Origin of the sequence: Pacificibacter marinus, from assembly GCF_900109555.1 — a bacterium.
In the GTDB taxonomy this organism is placed as follows: Bacteria; Pseudomonadota; Alphaproteobacteria; order Rhodobacterales; family Rhodobacteraceae; genus Celeribacter; species Celeribacter marinus_C.
Genome location: NZ_FNZV01000001.1, coordinates 82,396 through 109,299 on the forward strand (window position 1 = coordinate 82,396; position 26,904 = coordinate 109,299).

The following is a 26,904-nucleotide window of genomic DNA, read 5'->3' on the forward strand; positions in this document are numbered from 1 at the left end:
CGGGGATTACCGCAAATGGCCACAGTGCTCGATAAAATCAAAGCCTATAAACTGCTTGAAGTGGCCGCCGCCAAACAGGCCGTGTCCTTAAGCGATCTTGAAGCGCAGGCCAAAACCCAATCTGCCCCACGCGGATTTGCCGCCGCGTTGCAAGCGGCTGCTACAACAGGCTACGGTTTGATTGCCGAAGTGAAAAAGGCGTCTCCATCCAAAGGGCTGATCCGCGCCGATTTCAATCCACCTGTTTTGGCCAAAGCGTACGAGGACGGCGGCGCGACCTGTTTGTCCGTGCTCACAGACACGCCATCTTTCCAAGGCGCGCCAGAGTTTTTGATCCAAGCGCGCGCGGCAGTCTCGCTGCCTGTACTGCGCAAAGACTTTATGTATGACACCTACCAAGTTACGCAAGCGCGCGCATGGGGGGCAGATGCTATTTTGATCATCATGGCGTCCGTGTCTGACGCGCAGGCCACTGAATTGGAAGATGCCGCCTTTGAACTGGGCATGGATGTGCTGGTCGAAGTGCATGACGAGGACGAACTCACACGGGCTTTAGCACTGAAATCACCTCTTTTGGGCGTCAACAATCGCAATCTGAAAACATTCGAGACCTCGCTCGATACCACGCGCACCCTGTCAAAACTGACCCCTGCGGGCAAGCTGTTGGTCTGCGAAAGCGGTCTGAGCAATGCCCAAGATTTGGCTGACATGGCCGCATACGGTGCGCGCACGTTCTTGATCGGGGAAAGCCTGATGCGCCAAGATGATGTCACCGCCGCCACGCGCACGCTGCTGGCAAACCCCGTTCCCGCGTAATCTATCACACTGACCCAAAAGGATCGTCCCATGGCTGATTTGACCCATTTCGATGACGCAGGCCACGCGCATATGGTCGATGTTTCAAACAAAGCCGTGACAGATCGTTTGGCCACAGCCGAGGCTGCGATCAAAATGCGCCCCGAAACTTTGGCACTTGTCCTAAAAGGCACCGCGAAAAAGGGCGATGTTTTGGGCGTCGCACGATTGGCAGGCATCATGGGGGCCAAGAAAACCTCTGATCTAATCCCTTTGTGTCACCCTTTGCCAATAACCAAGGTCACGCTGGATCTTGTCCCAGATGAAACACTCCCCGGAGTGCGCATCACCGCGACTGTGAAAACCTCAGGCCAAACAGGCGTGGAAATGGAAGCGCTCACTGCCGCCTCTACAGCCGCTCTCACCATCTACGACATGTTGAAAGCCGCTGAAAAAGGCATGGAAATCGTGCATATCCGCCTTTTGCGCAAAGAAGGCGGCAAATCGGGCATCTACACCTTGGACGAGACGCCCCTATGATTTCCGTCTCACAAGCGCTGGACCATGTCTTTTCGCTTTGCGATCCCTTAGGGGCTGAAACAATCCCTCTGCGTGCTGGCCTAGGCCGTGTTCTGGCCAAAGATGCCACAGCCACCCGCAATCAACCGCCTTTCTCAGCCTCCATCATGGATGGGTACGCGGTGCGTGACGCAGATAGCCAGATCGGCGCGCAGTTCACGGTAATTGGCGAAGCGGCAGCAGGTCATAGATTTGACGGCACAGTGCAAGCGGGCCAAGCCGTGCGTATTTTTACTGGCGCGCCTATGCCACACGGAGCATCCCGTGTGGTGATCCAAGAAAATGTCACCCGTGACGGTGATACAATCACCCAAACAGACATTTCGCGCACCACCAACATTCGCGACATCGGCGCAGATTTCAAAGCGGGCGACACAGTGCAAGCCCCGCGCCAGCTGACGCCCCGCGATCTGGCGCTTTTGGCCGCGATGAACATCGATAAAATCACAGTCACCCGCAAACCGGTGGTCGCCTTGATTGCCACAGGCGATGAATTGGTGATGCCCGGCGAGACGCCAAACGATGCGCAAATCATTGCATCCAATTCCTTTGGACTTGCCGCGATGGTCGAAGCCGCAGGTGGCATTCCCCGCATGCTGCCCATTGCCCGCGACACTGAATCGTCCTTGTGCCAAGCGCTCAGCCTTGCCGCTGGTGCTGATATGATCGTTACCATTGGCGGTGCCTCAGTGGGCGATCATGACATTGTCGGCAAAGTCGCCGCTGATATGGGATTGGACCGTGCATTTTACAAAGTCGCTATGCGTCCGGGCAAGCCGCTTATGGCGGGCAAACTGAATGGTGTCATGATGCTTGGCCTGCCGGGTAATCCTGTATCGTCTTTGGTGACTGCGCATCTGTTTATGCTGCCTGCTCTGTGCAAAATGCTGGGGCTTGGGGCTGCACTTACGGCGCACACCTTGGTCGAGCTGACCCAAGACCTGCCCGCCAATGGCCCCCGCGCCCATTACATGCGTGCGCAGATTGACGCGGGAAAAGTGACGCCCTTTGCCAGCCAAGACAGCGCCTTGTTGCGGATATTATCGGACGCCAACGCCCTGATCATTCGCGCCCCAAATGCGCCCGCCAGTGAAGCGGGTGATCTGGTGGATGTGATCCGATTGTAGCATGCGCTTGGTGTGCATCCGCATGCGCTAGGTTTTCACGCAATATTTCCATCGGCTTCGCGCAATTTTAACCCTTCATTAGTCACCAGTCGGTCTCATAGGGCCAAGACCAAAGCCCTTTGCATCAAAGGCATGGGTCGAGGTCAAATGACGGAGAACATGTTGACACATTACAAGAACGACCGTAGAACATTGAATGAACACGTTACCAATGTGGTCTGGAATAAGATTGATCAGGGCGGTCCTGTGGTGTTCAGAACCGTGGCGCAAAATACGCCGCGTCTTCTGTCTCGCCCCTTGCCTGACCTACACTCTCAACAGAGCAATGTGCACTTTGTACCGCTCTCGACCCCAGATCGCTTGAGTTAAACCAAACCGGTCCTTGATACGATATCAGGACCAGCGAGACACAGGCGGGAGCACAAACATGCTGACGAAAAAACAGCTACAACTGTTAGAATTTATCAACACGCGGATGCACAAAGATGGTGTTCCGCCGTCTTTTGATGAAATGAAAGAAGCGCTCGACCTGCGGTCTAAATCAGGCATCCATCGCCTGATCACAGCGCTTGAAGAACGCGGATTTATTCGCCGTCTTGCCCACCGTGCGCGAGCCATTGAAATCGTCAAACTGCCCGAAAGCCTTGGCGGAATGCCCACTGCGCCCACTGTCGCAGGGTTTGAACCGCGCGTGATTGAAGGCGACCGTCCCAATTCACCGCCCCCGATGCAAGCAATGGAAGTGGCTGTCTCTGCGTTCAATTTGCCAATCATGGGAAAAATAGCCGCAGGAGTGCCTATTGAAGCGGTTGAAGATGGCGCGATGAATGTCGCTGTGCCTGGATCAATGCTATCGGGACGCGGCAATCACTATGCGCTTGAGGTCAAAGGCGAATCCATGATTGACGCTGGTATCAATGATGGTGATATCGTGGTTATTTGCGAAACGTCACAGGCTTCAAATGGCGATATCGTTGTGGCCATGGTCGAAGGATATGAGACCACGCTGAAACGCTACATGCGCAAGGGCGATATGATCGCGCTTGAAGCGGCCAACCCTGCGTTCGAAACGCGCATGGTCGCGGCTGATAAGATCGAAGTCCAAGGCAAATTGGTTGGGCTGATCCGCAGCTACTAATTCACGTTAAAAATCATTGCAAAAGCCGCCCATATCATGCTTCGTGCCATGTTTCGGGCAGCTTTTGCACAGGTGATTTATGGCGCATACGGATCAATATGACCCGCAGTCGTAACGGCCAAGCCAAAGACACCGCGCTGCGTTAAATCTTGTAACACCGCATCAATGGGTCTTTTTGAATAGCGCAAGCTTGGAGTTGTCCAAAGCCGCACGCCCGACGCCCCATAGGCCGTCGTAATATCTACACCGTTTTCCAAAGGGCGAAACGACAAAGCACCGCTTTGCGCTAGATAAGCCAAATCCAACATCAGGCAGGGTTTCAGCGGCTCAGTTTCCCATTTTTTATTTACAATCACGATGTCATGGGTTTCGCAAGCACTCTGAGCAGCCTCAAGCCAACCACGCCCCGAAACATGAGCAATGCGGACGCCTGCTATGTCCAAAGATGGTAAAAAACGGGCCGCCGCGGCGATTTGATCGGGGATGTCTCCGTCATTTTCCAGCCATGAATGCGCCGAAAACCCTGCACCCGTCGCTTTGTTCAACGCGCGCCCCTCGGCCGTCATCCGCCCCACAAGTCCGCCATCTGCAGACACAAGCAAACTAGGGCGATCTGCCGTTGCCCAAAGTGCAAATCCCAAGATGACGGGCAACAACCCCAACAGCTGCGCGCGTCCACGCCACAGCATCACAAAAAGCCCGCCAAGCGCGATAAGCGGCAAGGTCTGTGACGGCGGCATAACCACATGGGTCACAGCGCCTTCGACGTTTGAAACCTTTTGCGCGACGAACAAAATCCACCGAATGGCAGGCTCCATCACCGCCAAAGGCAGGCTTTGTAGCCCAATTGGCGATAGCACGGCAGCCAAAATTGCAGCAGGCATCACCACAGCGCCCATGACAGGTACGGAAATCACATTTGCGATCAAGCCCAAATCAGCGATCCGGTTGAAATGCGCCGCAGCCACAGGCGCGGTCGCAATCCCAGCAACGGCAGAGGACAACACCACAGTCAACGCTCCGTTGGCCCAACGCGGCCAACGCCCCATCACATTGAAACGCCGCACAAGCGTGAAGACAGTGACAAGCGCGGTGGTCGCAGCAAAGGACATCTGAAACCCTGGTTCGGGCAACACTTCAGGGCGGATCAACAGGATCAATATCGCAGCCATGGCAACAGCACGCATCGAAATTGCTTGGCGGTCAAACAGCACCGCGATGAACATCATCGACACCATAATATAGGCGCGCTCTGTCGCCACGTTCCAACCGGACAACGCCAGATACATAGCGCCCGCAATCAAGGCGCAGACCGCAGCGATCTTTTTGGTCGGAAGATAAAAGAACGCAACAGGGATCAACGCCAATCCCACACGAATGGCTGCGAAAATAACGCCGGTCAAAAGCCCCATATGCAGGCCTGAGATAGCCAAAAGGTGCGATAAATTACTGGCGCGCAGATTTTCCGCAGTTTGCGCTGAAATGCCAGACCGATCCCCTGTTAAAATGGCCGCGGCAAAGGCACCAGCCTGCCCTGACATTTGCGATTGCAACGCCAAAGACAACGATTGTCGTATTCTATGGATGGCCAAAGACAGGCCTTTGTCCGTGGCCCCAGACCGTAAAACAGGCGTGCGCGTGTAGCCAACCCCGCCCAATTGGTCGAACCACGCCATACGTTGAAAATTAAATCCCGTGGGATCGGCGGCGCTTGGTGGCGGTGAAACATGCGCGGTCATTGCGATGCGCAAACCGGGCTCGGGCGTGATATAGTCTTGTGGTCCATGCAACGAAATGCGCACGCGAATGGGCGTCCGGTGGGGCTGCATATTTTTTAAAATAACGTGATCAAGTGTCAAACGCACAGCTTCTGATGCGGATCGATCAATTTTAATGATGCGCCCCTCGACGGGGCCATAATACCGATAGTTTAACACAGGGGCTGCGACAGAATGCGCCCTGTATCCTGCGGACAAAAACCCAATTGAGATCATCACACACATCGTCAAAGGCGGTGCGTAATAGGCTGGAATAAAGCACAAAACCACCATACCCAGCCCCGTAAAAACAGCGCTATAGATATAGGTCTGTGGTGCGGGTTCAATCGAGGCGACAAAGTACAAAGATACGCCAACGCCAATCATCACAGGCAGCCACAAGAAAAGACGCCCACGCTGGCGATCAAAAATATCCAAAAGCCAGTAAAGCGGGCTTAAAATAGACGTCACCTATCGGTCCTTTTATTTATGATGCTACCTGATCATCGGTTCTTGCTGCACATGCTGCCGCGTCGTACGCATGCCACAGAAAAGCGATTTCCACTTTGCGCAAAAATGCTCTAGACCTGCCTCAACATCACATCTGAACGCTACTGCCTCCATGGTTACCAAAGGGTTAATTTCCCCATGTCAAACGCCGCCAAAACCACCACTGCCAACGCCAAACCTGTCGTCACCCGTATTGCGCCGTCCCCCACTGGAGACATGCACATCGGCACAGCCCGCACGGCGCTGTTCAGCTGGCTTTATGCCCGCGCCCGAGGTGGCAAATTTTTGCTGCGAATTGAAGATACAGATCGTGCGCGCTCAACCCCTGAGGCCACCCAAGGCATTTTGGATGGCATGGCGTGGCTGGGTTTGGATTATGACGGCGAGGCCGTGAGCCAGTTCGAACAAGCCGCACGACACGCAGAAGTTGCCCAACAGATGCTCGCGGCAGGAACAGCCTATAAATGTTTCGCGACCCAAGACGAAATTGAAGCCTTTCGCGAACAGGCCCGTGCCAATAAAACCAGCACATTGTACCAATCCCCTTGGCGTGATGCAGATGAAAGCACCTATCCTGATGCGCCTTATGTGATCCGCATGAAAGCACCCCGCGATGGTGCGACGGTGATCCGCGATCAGGTGCAGGGCGATGTGACGATCAAAAACGACCAGATCGATGATATGATCGTGCTGCGCTCTGACGGCACGCCCACCTACATGTTGGCCGTTGTGGTGGACGATCACGATATGGGCGTCACCCATGTTATTCGCGGCGATGATCACTTGGCCAACTCTGCGCGTCAGATGATGGTCTATGATGCGATGGGATGGGATCTGCCAGTTTACGCGCATATCCCGCTGATCTTCGGCCCTGATGGCAAGAAAATGTCCAAACGCCATGGCGCGACGGGCGTGAAAGAATATCAGGCGATGGGATACCCTGCACAGGGGATGCGCAATTATTTGGCGCGCCTTGGGTGGTCGCACGGGGATGATGAATTTTTCTCAGACGCGCAGGCGATGGAATGGTTCGATTTGGATGGAATCAACAAAGCCCCTGCCCGCTTTGACACCAAAAAGCTAGAAAACATCTGCGGACAGCATTTGGCGGTGATGGAGGATGCTCAAATCATGAGCGAAATCGATGCATACCTTTTCGCATCTGCACAACCCGCTTTGACGCCAGCACAAAAATCGCGTCTGAACGCTGCGTTGTACTGTCTGAAAGGATCGGCCAAAACTTATCCGCAACTTATTGAAAAAGCTAGATTTGCACTCAATCAACGTCCTGTGGATGTTGATGAGAAAGCGCAAAAACATCTTGGGGCGGTATCCAATGGTATACTGGAAGAATTGACGCCGCACCTGCAAAGTGCTAGCTGGAACCGCGACGCATTGGAAGCGGCTGTTGGCCGCGTCATGGACGCACAAGACATCGGCTTTGGCAAGGTCGCAGGACCGCTACGCGCGGCCCTTGCAGGACGCGCCCAAACACCAAGTGTTTTGGATATGATGTTCGTACTTGGACAAGAAGAAACACTCGCTCGGATTTCCGACGCAGTACAAGAGTAACAAGACTAAAAGTGCAATTTAAACGCTCTTTTGGGATCGCGGTCAGTGTATTTTAAGACCGCATGCAAATTCTACCGCGACTTTCACAGTCCGGTAACATGGCACGCCGTAGATAACGGTAAAGACCATTCAACAAAGAGCGGCACCGGCCCTCTTTAGCCACAGAATGGCGCGCGGATTTCAATTTGCGCGCCGTCCCCGACCTCCAGCGGTGCCAGAATTGGCCCGTTGCCAACCGAAGGAACGACCATGGCAGAAACACAAAAGACAGCGACCCTGACGCTTGACGGCAAGTCCTATGAGCTTCCGGTTCATTCACCAACCGAAGGTCCCGATGTTGTTGATATCCGCAAGCTTTATAGCGAAGCTGGCGTGTTCACATACGACCCTGGCTTTACATCTACAGCAGCGTGCGACAGCGCGATCACATACATCGATGGCGGCGAAGGTGTTTTGTTGCACCGTGGTTACCCAATCGGTGAACTGGCTGCGAATTCTCACTACCTCGAAGTTTGCTACTTGTTGTTGCACGGTGAATTGCCAACAGCGGCACAAATGGAAACATTTGAATCTGCCATCACCAATCACACGATGGTGCACGAGCAGATGCACAAATTCTTTTCAGGCTTCCGTCGTGATGCGCACCCTATGGCGATCATGGTTGGTGTTGTCGGCGCGATGTCTGCATTCTACCACGATTCCACTGATATTTCAGACCCTTGGCAGCGCGAAGTTGCGACCACACGTCTGATCGCAAAGATGCCAACCATCGCTGCCATGGCGTTTAAATACACCACAGGCCAGCCATTTGTGTACCCACGCAATGATCTGGATTACGCGTCAAACTTTTTGCGCATGTGCTTTGCTGTGCCTGCCGAAGATTACGTTGTGAACCCGATCCTTGCCCGCGCAATGGACCGTATTTTCACATTGCACGCAGATCACGAACAAAACGCATCCACATCTACAGTGCGCTTGGCGTCGTCTTCTGGTGCGAACCCGTTCGCGTGTATCGCTGCTGGTATCGCCTGTCTTTGGGGGCCAGCACATGGTGGTGCAAACCAAGCTTGTCTTGAAATGCTGCAAGAGATTGGCACAGTGGATCGCATCCCTGAGTTCATCGCACGCGCCAAAGACAAGAACGATCCTTTCCGTTTGATGGGCTTTGGTCACCGCGTTTACAAAAACTTCGATCCACGCGCGACTGTGATGAAACAGTCTGCTGACGAAGTGCTTGAGCTTTTGGGCGTTGAAAACAACCCGATCCTTCAGGTTGCCAAAGAACTGGAAGCTGCTGCCTTGGCTGATCCATATTTCGCAGAGAAAAAACTCTTCCCGAATGTGGATTTCTACTCAGGCATCATCTTGGAAGCGATGGGTTTCCCGACATCTATGTTCACTCCAATCTTTGCCCTGTCCCGCACAGTTGGCTGGATTTCCCAGTGGAAAGAAATGATCGAAGATCCATCTATGAAAATTGGCCGTCCACGTCAGCTCTACACAGGCGCCACACAACGCGCCTACACAAATGTCGAAGATCGCGGCTAAGTCCATCTGATCGCTTGAATATAGAAAAGGCCGCTCCATCGGGGCGGCCTTTTACATGAGATATCATCAGTCTGTCGCGCCACATTGAAAAGGCAGCGCAACTGCTTGATCAGCGTCCTTCGAACTTGGCAGCGCGTTTTTCTGTGAATGCGACCACACCTTCGCGAAAATCACGTGTGGTGCCGCAGCGCCCTTGCAGCTTGGCCTCAAGCGCCAGTTGTTGAGTAAAGTTGTTGTTGGCCGAGGCATGCAGCGCCTCTTTTATCCCCGCATAGGCCACAGTTGGTCCTTTGGCGAGATGCTGCGCACGCGCAGTCCAATGGGCTGTAAATTGATCGTCTTCAACGCTCTCGTAAATCATGCCCCACTGCGCCGCTTTGTTGGCCGAAATCGCATCACCAAACAAGGATGCACCCATGGCACGTGCCAACCCCACTTGACGCGGCAAAGCATAGCTGCCCCCCGCATCAGGCATCAAACCAATCCGCGTAAAGGCTTGAATAAAAACGGCACTTTCAGTTGCGATCACCACATCTGTGGCCAAGGCAAGCGAGGCGCCCGCCCCTGCAGCAACGCCATTGACGGCCGCTATCGTGGGGATTTTACTGTCATGCAGGGCATGCAACATCGGCTCGTATTCATCGCGCAAAGTACGTTCCAAATCGGCATTGCCAGCATTGACGCCATCGCCCAAATCTTGGCCAGAACAAAACGCGTCTTGCGCCCCTGTGATCACCAAAACGCGGGATTCTGTACCTGCGGCACGCACTGCATGGGCGATTTCAGCCCGCATCTGCGTGTTTAGCGCATTTTTAACTTCGGGACGGTTGAGCGTGATGACGGCAACATCGTCACGAAGGGAATAGCGGATGGTGTCATACTGCATGTGCGGTTCTTTCCTAAAGGGCGTGCATACAACTTAGGCATCGCACGGCTTAAAGAAAGAGAGACGCTCCGTTAAAACGCAGAAACATTGGATTTAATCAACCAAAACCGTGGTGCGTGGCGCATTCGCCAACAGGTTCCCCATCTTAAAACCCAGTGACATTAGTCTTTCATCAAACTCTCAAGATGTGCTTTTTCCGCCTCTGAAAGTTCATCAATCGTTGTTTCATTTTGACGTCGACGTACAAAACCAATGCCGACCCCAAGCGCCAAAAGCAGCATCAAAGGCCCAGCAACCCACAAAAGTTTATTGGCCCCTGTGAGGGTTGGTTTGAGCAGCACATATTCACCGTAGCGCTCAACAATGTAATTGATAACGCTAACATTACTGTCGCCCGCAAGCAATCTTTCACGCACCAAAAGGCGCAAGTCTTCAGCCAATTGCGCATTCGATTCATCAATATTTTCATTGCGACACACAAGGCAGCGCAGCTCTTTTGAAATCTCGCGAGCGCGGCTTTCCAACACCGGATCAGACAGCACTTCGCTGGGCTGCACCGCAAAAAGTGGCGTCGCCATAAGCACGCAAAGAGCAAAGATCAGACCCTTCATTCTGCAGGCACTCCTTTGGGCGTCAACGCGGTTTTACGTGCCCCAGCCGCAACGCGGTAGCGCCGGTCCGTCAAAGACATAAGTCCGCCAAGCGCCATGATAATCGTGCCGCCCCAAATCCAATTGGCCAGCGGTTTCACGTAAGTACGCACGGCCCAACCGCCGTTCGACTGCACATCGCCGATCACCACATAAACATCGCGCAGAAAGCCTGAATCGATGCCCGCTTCGGTTGTTGGCATCCCCGCGACGGGGTAATTGCGCTTTTCGGGGTGCAGCGTTGCAATTTTTTGCGCGCCGTCAAACAGCGTCATATCCGCCATTGTGGTGATATAATTTGGCCCTTGTTTGCGTGCGACATTGTCCAAAGTGATCGTGTAGCCCGCGACTTCAAAGGCTTCGCCGACCTGCACAACGCGGATGTCTTCTACCGTCCAAGCGGTCAATCCGGCGATACCCGCGATGGTAATGCCAAGCCCGCCATGCGCCAAAAAGCGCCCCCAATCGGCGCGCGGCAGACGCAAAAGCCGCGACAGATCACGTTTTTTGCCAAGTTTGGATGCAATATCTTGCGTCGCGCCAGACAGCAGCCAAATGCCAAGCCCCAGTCCAATCGGCCCAAGCAAAGATTTGCCCGTCTGCATCACAAAGACCAAAGCCAAAACAGCAAAGGCCAGCACCATTGACGGGATCAGTTTACGCAGCACGGTGCTGATTTTCGCGCGCTTCCACGGCATCATCGCGCCAATAGGTAAAATGATCGCGAGTGCTGTGAAAAAAGGCGTGAATGCCGCATCAAAGAATGGCGCGCCAACAGACAGTTTTCGGTCCCAAAAGGCTTCAGCCACGAGCGGCCAAATGGTGCCAATAAAGACGACAAACGCCGCAACGGCCAACAAGATGTTGTTGAGAATCAAAGCCGTCTCACGAGACGCCACAGCGAACACGCCGCGCGATTCCATCGAGGCGGCGCGCAGAGAAAACAAGATTAATGCCCCGCCCATAAAGACCCCCAAGATCATCAAAATAAAGATACCGCGCTCAGGATCATTGGCAAAGGCATGCACCGATGTGATCACGCCCGAGCGCACAAGGAATGTGCCGATCAGGGAAAACCCAAAGGCGAGAATGGCCAGTAAGATGGTCCATGCTTTCAAACTTTCGCGCTTTTCCACAACAATGGCGGAGTGCAACAAAGCTGCCGCAAAAAGCCAAGGCATAAAGGATGCGTTTTCAACGGGGTCCCAGAACCAAAATCCGCCCCAGCCCAATTCGTAATAGGCCCACCAAGAGCCTAGTCCAATGCCAATGGTCAAAAACACCCAAGCCGCCAAAGTCCAAGGACGCACCCAGCGCCCCCAAGCCGCATCGACACGCCCCTCTAACAAGGCCGCAACGGCAAAGGAAAAGGTCATAGAGAGACCAACATAGCCAAGATACAAAAACGGCGGATGGAACGCGAGACCAGGATCTTGCAACAAAGGATTAAGGTCTTGCCCATCCATTGGCGGCGTCGCGAGGCGCACAAACGGGTTCGATGTGAACAAGATAAACGCCAAAAAAGCCACGCCGATGGACCCTTGAACGGCAATGACGCGGGCTTTCAATGTTGTTGGCAGATTCGCACCAAACAGCGCAGCCGCCGCGCCAAAGAGCGCAAGGATCAAAACCCACAACAGCATCGAGCCTTCGTGATTGCCCCAAACGCCAGCGACTTTGTAAAGCATCGGCTTAAGTGTGTGGGAATTCTCGACCACAAGTTTGACAGAAAAGTCAGAGCGCACAAAGGCATAGGTCAAAACGCAAAAGGAAAACGCGATCAAAACCAAATGCACCAAGGCGGCAGGAGCGGCCAAATCCATCAACGCGCGGCGACCGAAATGCGCCCCTATGAGCGGAAGAACGGTCTGCACGCAGGCGATGAAAAAGGCCAACACCAGCGCAAAATGTCCAAGTTCAACAAGCATATCGTCTCTCCCATTGGGTCAAGCGCCGATGCGCGGTCCCTATTGACGATAGGTTGTAGCTTGCTTGCCGCGCGCCGCCAATGGGATGCGCTGCCATGTCGCAAATAATTGAAAATTCAATGCACGAAAAAGGAGGCCTCAGCCCCCCTTTTCTGTCTCACCCACCCCATTGAATGCATTCAATCACATCAACAACAGGACCCCTAGAGACACGCCCAAAGCGCCCAGAACGGGCACAAGAAAGCTTAATCCATGATAACCAAACGACCCTTGGATGACGGCGAAATGAAGCACAGCGCCAGACATAAGTAAGGATAGAAAGAGAAACAAAACAGCCGCTTCAAGTCCCCAAGTCGGGCTTTGGCGGATTTGCATCCCCCACCACCAGCCCAGTGTAAGACCTAGCCCAGCCCAGCTGAAAGACATGCCAAGTGCCAGCGGCGTGGCCCGCACCTGCCATAGCCATAAGAATGTACCAGAGATCAAAAGCGCCATCACCGAGATCGCGCCATATCCAATCAGAACCATATGCGTGGTGCCGATGGCCAACATGCCCATGAGCGCTAAACCCAAGATCACGCTGTATAATATCAGTGCCTGTTTCATTGTTCCAACATCTCCTTTACGGCTGCATCAAGTGCATGTGCCGCATCTCGGTTGCGTTTAACGGCCTGTGCAAAAGGCGTGCCTGCAACCAAATCCAATAGCCAAATCGCGAGGTGTTTCAGATGTGATTTCATTCGTGACGCCCCCCACGCGGCAAGCGTTCGCGGATCATCGTTGTCATCTCAATCAAGATTTGAGAATTCTTATCCAGCACGGCACGTGTGGCCTGATCTTTTTGTAAGTCTCTGTACAAAAGGAAAAAAACCATAATAGCCCATGGGCCGTGATCAGCCAAAGCATTGACCAGTGCATCACTCATCATGGCCAGACCTCCATGCGATTAACGCTGGGTTGGCGACATCAAAACCCGCAACATCAGCGCCACCTGCCACATCTGCCGTGGCCGGCCCTGACACATAGGGGCTTTGCGTGGCGGGGATGCCTTTGGCCCCAGCGTCAAGCGCCTCTAAAGTGCGAATATTTGCCGTCACGATGGAAGCTTGTGCCGCGGTCGCCGCAATGGAGCTTTGAAAACTCTGACCTTTCACCTGATAGCGTGCGCCAAAATAAAAGCTGACAATTGCGCCCATGAGCCACCAAAGCGGCTCTGGAATCAGTGAAATGCCCTGCATCCGTGCGGCAAACCAAATCGGATTGGTCATTGCCGCCACACACAACCCAATTGTCCCAAAAGCCATCAAAGGGCGAGGCACGCGATTGAGCCCATCCATAAACCGGTCAAACCGCCCCATGCGGGCGACTGCGAATTCTTTGGCGAACTGATCCATGGCGGCCGAGCGCAGATTTGCATCACGCACCGACCCGTTTTCGATATTTTCCATGAACACTTCAGCCGTTTCTTTGACAACGTTGCGCCCGCCACCAAACAGCAGTTGCACCAAAGCTTGCACTATCCCCATGACGCCACCCGTGTGGCATGTTCTGCCTGTGTCAGATGATATCTGGGGGAAATGAAGTCTTCAGCGCGGGTAATCCAGCCGCCCTTGCCGCCATCACGCCGCTTGGCGTATTTGCGACTTTTGGGACGCCGATCTGCCAGAGCATAATAGTAATTGCGGCGCGCAATGCCAAACGCATCAGCCAGATGGTGCGGTGCCAAAGATTGCGCGAGAAAACACGCTTCAATCGTTTTGGGGCCGATGACCCCATCCACGGAAATCCTTTGCCCCATATCCACCAGCAAGCGCTGTAAAATACGCACGGCATTCGACCCCGCATTGACGTACATATCAAAAACGCTGGCCTGTAAAACAGGCGGCAGCTCGTCAATACGTGGTCCGTTGAAATAGTGCTCAACGTAAATATCTGTGGCCTGCGCCCGCGTGATCAAACGCACATCAGACGATGTCACACGCCCGTCACCATCGTTGTCGATGCCAAGCCTGCGCAGCGTGCCAATGGTGACGCCGTACTTTGTAGCGCCCCCCAAATCATCGGGATCATCTACATAACCGCCCTCACGGGCAATGATGTCACTTGCGATTTTTTGTACTGTTTTCATATGCCTCAAACCCACCAATTTGATGTGTTAAGGCTGCCTGAAAAAGGTTAACGGTGGCGGACCAGAGCGTTCGGGTTACTCGGACGTGGGTTTGTACACCCCTTGCTCTTTAAGAGCGTCGACCACCTCTTTTGGCATATAAGTTTCATCGTGTTTGGCCAAAATTTCAGAGGCCACGAACACACCATTTTGCAACGTTCCTGTACCAACCATGCCCTGATTTTCTTCGAACAAATCAGGCAATACCCCCGTGTAGCTAACAGGAACAGTCTTATTGGTATCGGTGACGCTAAAGGTCACAGAGGTCCCTTCGCCACGGATCAAACTGCCCTCTAGCACCAGCCCGCCAATGCGAAACACTTCGCCTTTGCGTGGCGGATCTTCCATCACTTGTGTGGGCGATCGGAACAGATTGATACCATCTTTAAAAGCAAAGCCGATCAGTGTCACAGACACAACAAGCGCCACCACAGTGACGACAATGATTTGAATACGGCGTTGTTTTTTAAGATTTTTCATTAAAATGTTTTCCTCTTAGGGCACATATTTATGGATAAACAGGTGCCAAAGTCAGACCAGATGTCTCATCAAGCCCAAGCATCAAGTTTGCATTCTGAATAGCTTGCCCAGAAGACCCTTTGGCCAAATTATCCAACACAGCAATCACAATAGCACGCCCTGTACGGCGGTCAGCGGCGACGCCGATGTGGCAATAGTTTGAAGCGCGCACATGTTTGAGCGCAGGTACTTCCCCCATCGGCAACACTTGGATAAACGGCTCATCTGCGTATTGATCCACCAGTGTCTGATAGACAGCATCCGCATCGCCTTTGACATAGGCCGTGGCCAAGATACCGTGGGTCGCGGGGATCAAATGCGGCGTGAATTGAATTTCGACAGGACGCCCAGCGATCTTTGAAAACTCTTGGTCAAATTCGCCAAGATGGCGATGTTTACCGCCGACTGCGTAGCCAAAAGCATTGTCGTGCAATTCGCCAAACAAAAACGGCTCTTTCAATGAGCGCCCCGCGCCAGACACGCCAACTTTAAGGTCGAGAATGATCTCATCCAAATCAATCACACCTGCGGCAATCAAAGGGCGCAAAATGAATTGGCCAGTCGCAGCATTACAGCCCGTGCCCGCTACAAGACGCGCTGATTTGATGTCTTCGCGGTAAAACTCTGTCAGACCGTAGACTGCCTCGGATTGCATCTCAATCGCCGTGTGCGGCTGACCATACCATTTGGCATAGGCTTCGGGGTCACGCAGACGGAAATCTGCTGACAGATCAACGATTTTCAAAGTCGTTGGCAATTTTGAAATCACAGCTTGTGACGTCGCATGCGGCAATGCGCAAAAGGCCAAATCGACATTTGCGAAATCAATGTCTTCTATCTTGCATAAAGCTGGCAGATCAAGATGACGCAAATGCGGATACACCGAAGACATCGGCAAACCCGCTTTGCGATCGCCAGACAGGGCCACAATTTCAAACGAAGGATGTGTACTGATCAAGCGGACAAGCTCAGCCCCAGTGTAACCGGAAGCCCCAAGAATGGCGATTTTATAGGTCATTTGGTCTCTCTTTGATCTGAAATAAGGCCTAGCCTTACTGCGTAATGGGTGGGGCCTTATGAGTTTATCCCTATGTAAGGACACCCACGACAAAGCGCAATTGCGGCAAATGGCGCACGTCCATTGTTGCTTTTTTACGCTTTTTGAAACTCGACTTTTCGTTTCAAAAATTGTGTTGCACCACGACTGACTTTAACAGGATCGCCTGTAGTCAAAAACAGGCTCTCTGTCCCTGCCCCAATCATTTGCGGACGACGACGCAAATAATCCACAAGACTTTCCGCCACCAAATTGGCCTGTGAAAACACTTTAACTTGTGATCCCAGCGCGTCTTGAAATTCTTTTTCCATAATAGGGTAATGGGTGCAGCCAAGGATCGCAGCATCAGGATTGGGCAATTTACGCATGAGCGCATCCACATGCGAGCGCACCAAAGCGTCTGCCAAAATCATGTCGCCATCTTCAATCGCATCCACAACACCGCCACAAGCCTGCGCTTCAACATCGACGCCAATCGCACGAAAAGCCAATTCGCGTTGAAATGCACGCGAGGCAACTGTGGCAGGCGTGGCAAATAGCGCAACGGATTTAACGGCAACCTCTGTGGGCGGGGAATTGTCGCCCCATTGGCGTTCGGTCAAAGCCTCAATAAGCGGCACAAACACGCCCAACACGCGTTTGTCCGTGGGCACCCAGCTTTCTTGCATCCGACGCAATGCCGCTGCAGAGGCCGTGTTGCAGGCCAAAATCACCAAATCACAGCCAGCATCCCACAACCGCTCAACAGCCGCCGTGGTCAGATTGTAAATATCATCCGCTGTGCGTACACCATAAGGCGCATGAGCATTGTCACCAAAGTACACCAAAGGCACATCAGGCAAGCGCTTGCTCACCGCGTCATAAACCGTTAGCCCGCCAAGTCCGCTGTCGAAAATACCCACTGCCATATCAATACCGGTCCTTTAGACCCTTGCGCATCGTTTTTTGCGCTGTTGTTTTGTGTTTGTCTTCAAACTCGTACCCCAAGCCCAAATCGTCAAGGGGGGTTGGTGACAAGGCATAGGTCCGCGCCCGTAAAAAATCCATCATCTTTTTGGGATCACGGCGATATGGTGCCAAATCTGCCTCGGGGATCGGATCACCAATCACCACACGCACAGGCGCATTGATCTTGCTGCGAAACTCGCGGATCAACAGCCCCATGCGTAGAGTCGTGTGAAAATGGCTGGCCAATTGAAACAATCGAGAATTCGACCCGTCAAAATAAATAGGCACCACCTGCGCTTCAGATTTTGCAATCATCTTGGCCGTAAACGCTCGCCAACTCGGGTCAAGCGCGGGGCCAAGCGGCGTGGCGGCAGTTGATACTGTACCACCTGGAAAAATGCCAACACATCCGCCTTGGTTCAAATACGCCACAGCCGCATTTCGAGTCTCCAAATTCAACTTAACCGCTTCTTTGGTGCCTTCAAAAGAGACAGGTAAAATCACACGATCAATGTCTTCAGCCTTTTTAAACACGCGGTGCGCGAGAATGCGAAAATCACCACGGGTTTTGGCCAAAATATGCCCCAGACACAGCCCGTCCAAAATGCCGTAAGGATGGTTTGACACAACCACAAGCGGACCTGTGCGTGGGATCGCATCCAAACTGCCGCCTACCACATCCAGTTCTAACCCATAACGGTCGACCATCACCTGCCAAATGTCATGCCCTGCAAGCAAATCAGCACCATAGCCACGCACCCGTTTGATCAACCCCAAACGCCCTGTGGCATTTTCGATCACACGGATCAACGCCCGCCCAGACCTCGTTTCCGCTGAGCTTGCATAGGAAATGTCACGCGCCACTTGGCGCTCTTGGTGTATTCGCGCGTCCTTCACGTTTCACCCATCTAAATCGTTCCCTTTGGGGCAGCCTTCATTATGCGACACCTTATCGCGCCAAAGACATGACTTCCATCGTACATGAAAAAATTCACCCCCTTGACCCACGCACTCTGCATTTGCGTCATAAATGCGTCAGATCGACTTTCATAAAACAGTCACGCAACAAAGCGCTCAGGCTTTAGACAAAGTATGGAAATCTTAAAGAAATTTCAGTAAAACACGCACTCTGCGCTTGCACAAAAGATCAAAACAAACAAAGAGAGCGAAAAAAGTCGCTTTGTGCCATGACACGGCTATGATGCAAGCGGTTGGTATATAAGGTGACAGGTATGGACTGGGATAAATTACGGATTTTTCACGCGGTCGCAGACGCAGGGTCTTTGACCCATGCTGGCGATACGTTGCATCTGAGCCAGTCTGCCGTGTCGCGCCAAATTCGGGCCTTGGAAGAATCTCTTTCCACAACATTGTTTCACCGCCATGCGCGCGGTTTGATTTTAACCGAGCAAGGCGAGCTTTTGTTTGATGCAACGCGCGCCATGGCCAAGCGCCTAGATGCCGCCGCAGCCCGTATCAAAGACAGCGAAGAAGAAGTGTACGGCGAGCTGCGCGTCACCACCGCTACAGGGTTTGGCACCCTATGGCTCGCGCCACGTCTGTCCAAACTTTATGACAAATACCCTGACCTCACCATCGATCTAAAACTTGAAGAGCGCGTTTTGGATTTGCCAATGCGTGAAGCTGATGTTGCCATCCGCATGAAAGAACCATCGCAAGCTGATTTGATCCGCAAACGCTTGATGAACATTCGTATGCGCTTGTTTGCGACACAAGCCTATATCGATGAACGTGGAATCCCCAAAAGCTTGGATGATCTGGACACGCATCGCCTGATCTCGCAAAATCCCGAATCTGCACAAGTTTCTGCTGGGGCAAGCCTCATCCATGAATTGTCAGAACATGAAGTCCAATCCAGACTTTACGTGAACAACTACTTTGGCGTCTTGCAAGCCGTGCTCAATGATCTTGGGATTGGCGTTTTGCCCGACTACCTTGTGGACAGCGCCCCACGCCTTGTGCGAGTTTTGGATGACGTTGAAAGCAATGAAGTGCCTGTGTTTTTGGCCTATCCAGAAGAATTGCGCCATTCAAAGCGGATCGAAGTGTTCCGCGACTTTATCACCACCGAGATCAATGACTATCGCCGCCGTCATCGCGATGATGCGAACAGCTAAAAGACTTTTCTCAACAGCCCAAGATCTATCGCGTCGAATCTACCAATTAATACACAACAATATCAGCATGATACCCCATAACTTAGGGATCGTCATGCATTCAGCGCATAGCGGCTTTGCGCCAAAAAACAACAATGGCCCTTGAACGGTTCGCACACTGCACATAAATCAATCATCGAAGCGGCTGATAGAGGAAACTCTTAGCAACTTCACCTCCCTGTTGGACTTGGGCCGAGCTTATGCTCGGCCTTTTTTTTCGTCTACGCTATAGATGCCGGTTGCGCCCCCAAGCATAGATCCCAAAAACAAATTGCAGTCAGACGACGTTCCAAATGGGTTTCCCGCAAAAACTTGTCGTTTCTGCGCCAATATACACCAATTCCGCTTGTTCGATTGCATCTGCCCTCTTTCCCAAAGCGTCATCATAGCCTAAGAGAACGCCAGACTGAGACATGACCAAGCTATGCTTCTTGCACGCTCCACTGCTGCGACTTTGTGAGAGGCTCTGATCACCTTTAGGGGGACTTCCATGACCGATCCGAAAATTACCGATGATCTGATTGCCGCACACGGCCTCAACGCCGAAGAATACGCGCGCATCCTTGAGATCATGGGCCGCGAGCCAACCTACACCGAGCTCGGGATTTTCTCGGCCATGTGGAACGAGCACTGTTCTTACAAATCCTCTAAAAAGCACCTGCGCGGCCTACCTGTTGATGGCCCACAGGTCATCTGTGGCCCTGGTGAAAACGCAGGCATCGTCGATATTGGCGATGGTCAGTGTGTTGTCTTCAAAATGGAAAGCCACAACCACCCATCCTACATCGAACCCTACCAAGGGGCTGCGACGGGTGTGGGCGGCATTCTGCGCGATGTGTTCACCATGGGCGCGCGCCCGATTGCGGCGATGAATTCACTGTCTTTTGGCGTCAAAGACCACCACAAAACCAAACAGCTTGTGCACGGTGTTGTTGAGGGCGTTGGCGGCTATGGCAACTGTTTCGGCGTGCCAACTGTGGGCGGCGAAGTTCGGTTCCACTCCGCCTATAATGGCAACTGCTTGGTCAACGCTTTTGCGGCAGGCTTGGCGGACACTGATAAAATCTTTTATTCTGCGGCCTCTGGCGTTGGCATGCCTGTTGTTTACTTGGGCGCGAAAACAGGCCGTGACGGCGTGGGCGGGGCGACCATGGCCTCAGCCGAATTCGACGACACAATCGAAGAAAAGCGCCCTACTGTGCAAGTGGGTGACCCCTTCACTGAAAAGCGCTTGATGGAAGCGACACTTGAATTGATGGCCACTGGCGCTGTGATTTCGATCCAAGACATGGGGGCTGCTGGCCTAACATGTTCTGCGGTTGAAATGGGCGACAAAGGCAAATTGGGCGTGCGTCTTGATCTTGAAAACGTGCCACAGCGCGAACTCAACATGACAGCCTATGAAATGATGCTATCAGAATCCCAAGAGCGCATGTTGATGGTGCTCAAACCCGAACTCGAAGCCGAGGCCCGCGCTGTTTTTGAGAAATGGGATCTCGATTTTGCCATTGTTGGTGAAACTTTGGAAGAAGACCGGTTCTTGATCATGCACAACGGCGAGATCAAAGGCGACTTGCCGCTGTCTACACTTGCGTCCTCTGCGCCAGAATACGACCGCCCATGGGTGCCGACACCTGCGGCGGCACCTTTGGCGGATGTACCAAGCATTGATCCGATTGATGGTCTAAAAGCGCTATTGGCCTCACCAAACTACACATCAAAAGCATGGGTGTACGAACAATACGACAGCCAAGTCATGGCTGACACAGTGCGCACACCCGGCGTTGGGTCTGGTGTGATCCGCGTCCACGGCACACCAAAAATGTTGGCGTTCACATCCGATGTGACCCCGCGTTACGTGAAAGCCAACCCTGTTGAAGGCGGCAAGCAAGCGGTGGCAGAAGCCTACCGCAACTTGATGTCCGTCGGGGCAAAACCACTTGCAACAACAGACAACCTGAATTTTGGCAACCCCGAGAAACCTGAAATCATGGGACAACTTGTTGGCGCGCTGCAAGGCATTGCTGAGGCTGTGAAATTCCTTGATATGCCCATCGTGTCCGGCAACGTGTCTTTGTACAATGAAACCGATGGTGTTGGTATTTTACCCACGCCCACAATCGGCGCAGTCGGCCTCATCAATTCAGAAGATGACCTAATTTCCGGTCTTGCCCAAGACGGCGACATCGCTTTGGTGATTGGCGGCAATGGCACACATCTTGGCCAATCAGCTTTGCTGGCCGAAGTGTTCAACCGCGAAGATGGCGATGCGCCAGCCGTTGATTTGGCCGCAGAAAAAGCCAATGGCGAATTTTTGCAAGCCAACCGTACATTAATCAATGCCGCAACGGATTTATCCGATGGTGGCCTTGCGTTGGCAGCGTTTGAATTGGCCGAAAAAGCTGGGTTTGGCTTGACTTTGGACAGTGGCGAAACAGCAGATCTGTTTGGCGAAGATCAAGCACGCTACTTGGTGTCTTGCTCTTTCGATCAAGCCGAAGCGTTGATGATAGCCGCAGCCCAAGCCGGTGTCACATTGACAACTGTTGGCAGGTTCGGTGGCGACACGGTGAAACTTGGCGCCGTAGATGCACCGCTTTCTGAACTCACCGCCGCGTTCCGCAACAGCTTTGCCGAAACCTTTGCCTAAAGCATTGTTTGTGGTCTAATCCCCTCACCAAAGGCCCGCCACTTTGCGCGGGCCTTTCCTATTTCGTGCCCTGTTTACCCCCTAAGGATCGACCAAATGGACCTGCCAGACCTCACATCAGATTGCGCCAATTGCGCGGGCTTGTGCTGTGTCGGGCTGTCATTTCAAAAGGGCGATGACTTTGCCATCGACAAAGCTTCAGGCACCCCCTGCCCCAATTTGGATCGTACACATCGCTGCAAAATCCACACCACCTTGCACAAGGATGGCTTTGAAGGCTGCATCAAATTCGACTGCGCAGGTGCAGGCCAGCGCGTGACGCAGATGCGGTTTAATGGTGAAAGCTGGCAGGACTCACCTGAACTTTTGTTTGCAATGATGCGCGACTTTGAAAATCTACGGCCTCTGCACGAACGGATGATCCAGTTGAAAGAGGCCGGTCTCAACACGCTTTCTGAGCCGCTGGAAACAGAACGCCTAGCACTGATCGCACGCAGCGCGCGGGTTTGGGCGGATTCAGACACGCTTAAGGCCCGATATGACAGATTTTTGACTGACTTGGCGCAAACTGCATCGTCTTAATCTGATCTGCGCCTTGCAGCGAGGCCGCGCCCGTCTTACATTTCACCCAACACATGACGACACCAAGGAGCGCCTTACATGGCTATCACTGCCGCCGAAATCGAAACTCTGATCCGCAATGCCTTTCCCGAGGCCGCCATCACCGTGCAAGGCGACGACGGGCAACATTTTGCCGCAGAAGTGGTCGATGAAAGCTTTCGTGGCAAGAATCGCGTGCAACAACAACGCGCTGTAAATGCAGCGCTTAAAACCGAAATCGACAGTGGCAAGCTGCACGCATTGGCTTTGTCCACTCGCGCCCCTGAATAGGTGGAACTTTTGGCGCTGACTGCGCGACGGGAACATGTCGTTTGGATCGCGCTGATTGGAATTCCACGCCTCTTAAAATTTGGACTTCGTGGCCTGCGCGAAGACATAGATAAGGATGATGACAATGACTGCTCAAGAAACAATCCAGAAAACCGTTGAAGACAACGATGTTGTTCTGTTCATGAAGGGCAATAAAATGATGCCACAATGCGGGTTTTCATCTCGCGTGGCGGGTGTTTTGAACTTTATGGGCGTGGAATTTCACGACGTAAACGTTCTGGCCGATGCTGACATTCGTCAAGGCATCAAAGATTTTTCCGATTGGCCAACCATCCCACAGCTTTACGTCAAAGGCGAATTTGTCGGCGGATGCGACATCATCACCGAGATGACCCTGTCTGGTGAGTTGGACACATTGTTCGAAGCCAATGGTGTGGTATTCGACAAAGAAAAAGCCGAACAAGTGCGCGCAGCCAACGCGTAACTCTTTTAATAATAACAATAAAAAAGGCGGGAAAGTTTATCTTTCCCGCCTTTTTATAATTCAAACTGTCAAAATGTAACCTAGGCCGCCCCCCCAAGACGATCCTCAAGAGCTGCGGCCATCGCTTCGGTCCGTGCTGCAAGTTCGGCAAAGGTGTCATTCACTTCAGCAGGCACCACAGGCACTTCAATGCGTTCAGGTGCGGGCTCCGGCGCAGAGCGCAGCTCTTCGATCAAGGCCTCTTGAGCGCCCAATTTGTCCTCAAGCGCGCGCATCTGTTCTTCCATACCTGCCGTTTTATCCGCCAACATCAAACCGGACATCAACAACATCCGTGCTTCGGGCAAACGACCAATTTGGCTCGATAAAACAGTGGCTTCATTGTCCAATAGCTGTGCTGCAGACTTTAAGAAATGCTCTTCGCCGGGCTGACAGGCCACTTCGAACTCACGCCCGCCAATGGAAACTTTGATCTCTGGCATGGGTTACGCCTCTTCTTTCTGGGCCGCATCTGTAAAGGGGCGCAGGTCGGTTAAGATGGTGTTGAGCTCTGCCAAATCAGCATCGCGGCCCACTCTGAGCGCTTCAAGTTCCGTGATCAATGCAGTGTTGACCAAAGACGGATCACCGATGGCATCGATATTGACAGTCCGCAACGCCGTATTGTTTTCACGCAACTGACTGTTAATGCTTCGCATTTTTTGCATCTCTGCATCATGTGACATCAACTGCTGACGCAAAGCTTCGACTTCGGCCTCAAGTGCTGCGACATGACTTTGTTGTTTCTCATGAATGGCGCGCACACGGTTTTCAAGTTGCGCATTGGTGTCGCGTTCAACATCCAATGCCTCTTGCAAGCGGCCCATTTCATTGACCATATCATCCGTTGCGATACCGCCCTGCCCAGCGGTGACATTTTGCTCATCCGCAGAGGCCACAGCGCGACCAATGCGTTCGAGCGCTGCCGTGATCCGGGCTTCAAATTCTGAAATTTCGCTCATCGCCACATACCTGTCACTCTTTATTACTTCGATCTCAAAGTCGATATAACGTCTTTCGTATCCCAGACACCTCAACAAAGGTTTACCCAAAGTTATCAGGTTGATGATTTTGAAACACACGTCAAATCATCTTGCACACAGACACAACAAGATCGCTTGATATCAAGGACCGTTCGATTCGAGAGATTAGCGCATGACGGGCCGTTTACCAACTGCTTGGACGGAACTTTGCCGAAATGCACATGCAAACAGTCAATTTGCCCTGTCTCGCTTGCACTTCTGCGCAACATCGTTATCACCAAACGCGAATGGCTGCGATGCTATATGCCTGTCTTCAGGGGGTCGCAGCTGCACTTGAGAGCAAGGAGATCCACACGTGGACATCGCAAAACTGCGCGCAGCGCACCCTGATCACTGGATGCGGGCTGCTGCCATCCGTACATTGACACTTGATGCCGTTGCTGCGGCAAATTCTGGTCACTCAGGTATGCCAATGGGCATGGCCGATGTTGCAACTGTTTTGTTTGAAAAGCACCTGAAATTTGATGCCTCTGCCCCGCTGTGGGAAGATCGCGATCGTTTCATTTTGTCCGCCGGCCACGGATCCATGTTGGTCTACTCTTTGCTGTACCTCACAGGCTACGCACAAATGCCTTTGGAAGAGATTAAAAACTTCCGCCAAATGGGTGCGAAAACAGCGGGTCACCCCGAGAATTTCTTGCTGGATGCGGTTGAAACCACCACAGGCCCATTGGGTCAGGGCATTTCCAACGCTGTGGGCTTTGCCATGGCCGAAGAATCCCTGCGCGCACGGTTCGGCAAAAAGCTGCAAGACCACTACACATACTGTATCGCTGGCGATGGCTGCTTGATGGAAGGTGTGTCACACGAAGCGATTGCTTTGGCTGGCCGCCAAAAGCTGAGCAAGCTCATTGTATTCTGGGACAACAATAACATCACTATTGATGGCAAAGTTGAACTGTCTGATCGCACCGATCAACCTATGCGCTTCAAAGCCGCGGGTTGGCATGTGCAAGAAATCGATGGCCACGATCCAGAGGCAATTGATGCCGCGATTACGGCTGCAAAAAATGCGGGCAAACCTTCGATGATTGCGTGCAAAACGCACATCGCTTTGGGCCACGCACAACAAGACACGTCAAAAGGTCACGGCGCTTTGACCGACGCGGATCAAATGAAAGCAGCAAAAGAAGCCTATGGCTGGACTGCTGCACCGTTTGAAATCCCTGCCGATATCAAAGCACAGTGGGAAGCCATCGGATCGCGTGGTCGCGAAGACCGTGCCGCATGGGAAGCGCGCCTTGATGAGCAATCAGATCGCCGCCAAGAAGAATTCGCCCGTACATTTGCGGGTGAAGCTCCTAAAAAACTTTCTGCGGTTATTCGCGCGCTGAAAAAGCAAATCTCTGAGAGTGCGCCGAAAGTTGCCACACGCAAGTCATCTGAAATGGTGCTTGAAGTGATCAACCCTGTGTTGCCCGAAACCATTGGCGGCTCTGCGGATCTCACCGGATCAAACAACACATTGACCGCCGATATGGGGGTGTTTGACGAAAACAACCGCAAAGGTCGTTACGTCTACTACGGCATCCGCGAGCACGGCATGGCGGCTGCGATGAACGGCATGGCATTGCACGGCGGTATCCGCCCCTACGGCGGCACGTTCTTTTGTTTCACAGATTACGCCCGCCCTGCGATGCGCCTGTCTGCTTTGATGCAAATCCCCGTGACCTACGTGATGACACACGATTCCATCGGTCTTGGCGAAGATGGCCCAACACACCAACCTGTTGAACATCTCGCGATTTGCCGCGCGACACCAAACACATTGACCATCCGTCCTTGTGATACGGTTGAAACGGCTGAAGCGTGGGAAATCGCGCTGACATCGCAAAAAACGCCAACTGTTTTGGCACTGACCCGCCAAGGTCTGCCAACGCAGCGCAAAGAGCACAAAGTGAAAAACTTGGTTGCTCAAGGTGGCTATGTTTTGGCTGACTCAGACGGCAAACGCCAAGCGATTTTGATCGCGACAGGGTCCGAAGTTGAGATCGCTATGGCGGCACGCGAGATCTTGCAAGAGGCTGGCATCGGCACGCGCGTTGTGTCCATGCCGTGTATGGAACTCTTCGCAGAGCAAGACCTCGCCTACCGCCGCAAAGTTTTGCCTGCTGGCCCAGTTCGGGTTGGTGTTGAAGCTGGCGCACGTGCGGGCGGCTGGGACAAGCTTTTGCTCGGCGAACGTGGTCGTGAACAAAAACAAGCCTTTGTTGGCTTGGATCGCTTCGGTGCCTCTGCGCCAATCGATGAGCTGTACGAAAAGTTCGGCATCACCGCTGAAAATGTTGTCGCTCAAGTGAAAGCGCTTTTGGGCTAAACCTGCCCCTCTCTTACAAATTGAAAAGCCCGTGCAGCACTGCGCGGGCTTTTTCTTTTGACTGCAACCGCGTCCCCCAAAGAGCTTTGAGATCAACCAAAAATACGAATAATCATAGGATA

The 26,904-nt window shown here is 52.8% G+C and carries 27 protein-coding genes; 12 read left to right on the forward strand and 15 right to left on the reverse strand.

Annotation, left to right across the window (positions count from 1 at the left end; translation table 11 throughout):
- The first annotated feature begins 15 nt into the window (after positions 1-15).
- From trpC to lexA, 4 genes are all read left to right on the forward strand, one after another.
- Positions 16-816, forward strand: coding sequence for an indole-3-glycerol phosphate synthase TrpC (trpC, locus tag BM025_RS00365; protein WP_085847456.1), 801 nt, complete (start codon positions 16-18; stop codon positions 814-816).
- Between the two features lie 30 nt (positions 817-846).
- Positions 847-1,335, forward strand: a complete 489-nt coding sequence (moaC, locus tag BM025_RS00370; protein ID WP_085847455.1) for a cyclic pyranopterin monophosphate synthase MoaC — start codon at positions 847-849, stop codon at positions 1,333-1,335.
- Positions 1,332-2,501: a molybdopterin molybdotransferase MoeA gene (locus BM025_RS00375; RefSeq protein WP_085847454.1), complete on the forward strand. Its 1,170-nt coding sequence runs from the start codon at positions 1,332-1,334 to the stop codon at positions 2,499-2,501. The genes moaC and BM025_RS00375 overlap by 4 nt, the downstream gene beginning before the upstream one ends.
- A 427-nt stretch (positions 2,502-2,928) precedes the next feature.
- A complete protein-coding gene (gene lexA / locus BM025_RS00380) occupies positions 2,929-3,639 on the forward strand; it encodes a transcriptional repressor LexA (protein ID WP_085847453.1) in 711 nt (236 codons plus the stop codon).
- 77 nt (positions 3,640-3,716) lie between these two features.
- Here the strand turns inward: lexA and BM025_RS00385 are convergent, their stop codons facing one another.
- Positions 3,717-5,867, reverse strand: a complete 2,151-nt coding sequence (locus tag BM025_RS00385; protein ID WP_244515364.1) for a ComEC/Rec2 family competence protein — start codon at positions 5,865-5,867, stop codon at positions 3,717-3,719.
- Positions 5,868-6,044: 177 nt separating this feature from the next.
- Here BM025_RS00385 and gltX point away from each other — a divergent pair, with 177 nt between their 5' ends.
- Together gltX and gltA are read left to right on the forward strand one after the other, a co-directional pair.
- Positions 6,045-7,478 (forward strand): glutamate--tRNA ligase, encoded by a 1,434-nt coding sequence (gene gltX / locus BM025_RS00390; protein ID WP_085847452.1) that lies wholly within the window; start codon positions 6,045-6,047, stop codon positions 7,476-7,478.
- 249 nt (positions 7,479-7,727) lie between these two features.
- Entirely contained in the window at positions 7,728-9,026 is a 1,299-nt protein-coding gene (gene gltA, locus BM025_RS00395; RefSeq protein ID WP_085847451.1) for a citrate synthase, read from the forward strand.
- 109 nt (positions 9,027-9,135) lie between these two features.
- Here the strand turns inward: gltA and BM025_RS00400 are convergent, their stop codons facing one another.
- From BM025_RS00400 to BM025_RS00450, 12 genes are all read right to left on the reverse strand, one after another.
- A complete protein-coding gene (locus BM025_RS00400) occupies positions 9,136-9,912 on the reverse strand; it encodes an enoyl-CoA hydratase-related protein (RefSeq protein WP_085847450.1) in 777 nt (258 codons plus the stop codon).
- Positions 9,913-10,073: 161 nt separating this feature from the next.
- A complete protein-coding gene (locus tag BM025_RS00405) occupies positions 10,074-10,523 on the reverse strand; it encodes a cytochrome c-type biogenesis protein (RefSeq protein ID WP_085847449.1) in 450 nt (149 codons plus the stop codon).
- Entirely contained in the window at positions 10,520-12,490 is a 1,971-nt protein-coding gene (locus tag BM025_RS00410; RefSeq protein WP_085847448.1) for a heme lyase CcmF/NrfE family subunit, read from the reverse strand. The genes BM025_RS00405 and BM025_RS00410 overlap by 4 nt, the downstream gene beginning before the upstream one ends.
- A 183-nt stretch (positions 12,491-12,673) precedes the next feature.
- Positions 12,674-13,096 carry a hypothetical protein gene (locus tag BM025_RS00415; protein WP_085847447.1) on the reverse strand — a complete coding sequence of 141 codons (423 nt, stop codon included), beginning with the start codon at positions 13,094-13,096 and terminating at the stop codon, positions 12,674-12,676.
- Positions 13,093-13,230, reverse strand: coding sequence for a hypothetical protein (locus BM025_RS19050; protein ID WP_170842075.1), 138 nt, complete (start codon positions 13,228-13,230; stop codon positions 13,093-13,095). Before BM025_RS19050 ends, BM025_RS00415 begins: the two co-directional genes overlap by 4 nt.
- Positions 13,227-13,418 (reverse strand): hypothetical protein, encoded by a 192-nt coding sequence (locus BM025_RS00420; protein ID WP_085847446.1) that lies wholly within the window; start codon positions 13,416-13,418, stop codon positions 13,227-13,229. Before BM025_RS00420 ends, BM025_RS19050 begins: the two co-directional genes overlap by 4 nt.
- On the reverse strand, positions 13,408-14,016 hold the full coding sequence (locus BM025_RS00425; RefSeq protein WP_085847445.1) for a holin family protein: 609 nt from the start codon (positions 14,014-14,016) through the stop codon (positions 13,408-13,410). The genes BM025_RS00420 and BM025_RS00425 overlap by 11 nt, the downstream gene beginning before the upstream one ends.
- The gene (locus BM025_RS00430; protein WP_085847444.1) at positions 14,007-14,618 is read right to left on the reverse strand and encodes a holin-associated N-acetylmuramidase; all 612 of its coding nucleotides are present in this window, start codon (positions 14,616-14,618) and stop codon (positions 14,007-14,009) included. Before BM025_RS00430 ends, BM025_RS00425 begins: the two co-directional genes overlap by 10 nt.
- 75 nt (positions 14,619-14,693) lie before the next feature.
- Positions 14,694-15,137, reverse strand: coding sequence for a cytochrome c maturation protein CcmE (gene ccmE, locus BM025_RS00435; RefSeq protein WP_085847443.1), 444 nt, complete (start codon positions 15,135-15,137; stop codon positions 14,694-14,696).
- A gap of 28 nt (positions 15,138-15,165) precedes the next feature.
- Positions 15,166-16,194 carry an N-acetyl-gamma-glutamyl-phosphate reductase gene (gene argC, locus BM025_RS00440; RefSeq protein WP_085847442.1) on the reverse strand — a complete coding sequence of 343 codons (1,029 nt, stop codon included), beginning with the start codon at positions 16,192-16,194 and terminating at the stop codon, positions 15,166-15,168.
- A gap of 134 nt (positions 16,195-16,328) precedes the next feature.
- The gene (locus BM025_RS00445; protein ID WP_085847441.1) at positions 16,329-17,141 is read right to left on the reverse strand and encodes a glutamate racemase; all 813 of its coding nucleotides are present in this window, start codon (positions 17,139-17,141) and stop codon (positions 16,329-16,331) included.
- A gap of 1 nt (position 17,142) precedes the next feature.
- Positions 17,143-18,063, reverse strand: a complete 921-nt coding sequence (locus tag BM025_RS00450) for a lysophospholipid acyltransferase family protein (RefSeq protein WP_085847576.1) — start codon at positions 18,061-18,063, stop codon at positions 17,143-17,145.
- Between the two features lie 350 nt (positions 18,064-18,413).
- Between BM025_RS00450 and BM025_RS00455 the strand changes: the two genes are divergently transcribed.
- The 5 genes from BM025_RS00455 (at position 18,414) to grxD (ending at position 23,383) form a co-directional block, all read left to right on the forward strand.
- On the forward strand, positions 18,414-19,319 hold the full coding sequence (locus BM025_RS00455; RefSeq protein ID WP_085847440.1) for a LysR family transcriptional regulator: 906 nt from the start codon (positions 18,414-18,416) through the stop codon (positions 19,317-19,319).
- Between the two features lie 529 nt (positions 19,320-19,848).
- A complete protein-coding gene (gene purL / locus BM025_RS00460) occupies positions 19,849-22,008 on the forward strand; it encodes a phosphoribosylformylglycinamidine synthase subunit PurL (protein ID WP_085847439.1) in 2,160 nt (719 codons plus the stop codon).
- Positions 22,009-22,104: 96 nt separating this feature from the next.
- Positions 22,105-22,590, forward strand: a complete 486-nt coding sequence (locus tag BM025_RS00465) for a hypothetical protein (RefSeq protein ID WP_085847438.1) — start codon at positions 22,105-22,107, stop codon at positions 22,588-22,590.
- A gap of 78 nt (positions 22,591-22,668) precedes the next feature.
- Positions 22,669-22,899: a BolA family protein gene (locus BM025_RS00470; protein WP_085847437.1), complete on the forward strand. Its 231-nt coding sequence runs from the start codon at positions 22,669-22,671 to the stop codon at positions 22,897-22,899.
- A 124-nt stretch (positions 22,900-23,023) separates the two neighbouring features.
- The gene (grxD, locus tag BM025_RS00475) at positions 23,024-23,383 is read left to right on the forward strand and encodes a Grx4 family monothiol glutaredoxin (protein ID WP_085847436.1); all 360 of its coding nucleotides are present in this window, start codon (positions 23,024-23,026) and stop codon (positions 23,381-23,383) included.
- 80 nt (positions 23,384-23,463) lie between these two features.
- Here grxD and BM025_RS00480 read toward each other — a convergent pair whose 3' ends face one another.
- Positions 23,464-23,865, reverse strand: a complete 402-nt coding sequence (locus BM025_RS00480) for a cell division protein ZapA (protein WP_085847435.1) — start codon at positions 23,863-23,865, stop codon at positions 23,464-23,466.
- A 3-nt stretch (positions 23,866-23,868) separates the two neighbouring features.
- Entirely contained in the window at positions 23,869-24,384 is a 516-nt protein-coding gene (locus BM025_RS00485) for a hypothetical protein (protein WP_085847434.1), read from the reverse strand.
- Between the two features lie 376 nt (positions 24,385-24,760).
- Between BM025_RS00485 and tkt the strand changes: the two genes are divergently transcribed.
- Positions 24,761-26,782 carry a transketolase gene (gene tkt, locus BM025_RS00490; RefSeq protein ID WP_085847433.1) on the forward strand — a complete coding sequence of 674 codons (2,022 nt, stop codon included), beginning with the start codon at positions 24,761-24,763 and terminating at the stop codon, positions 26,780-26,782.
- The last annotated feature ends 122 nt before the right edge of the window (positions 26,783-26,904 follow it).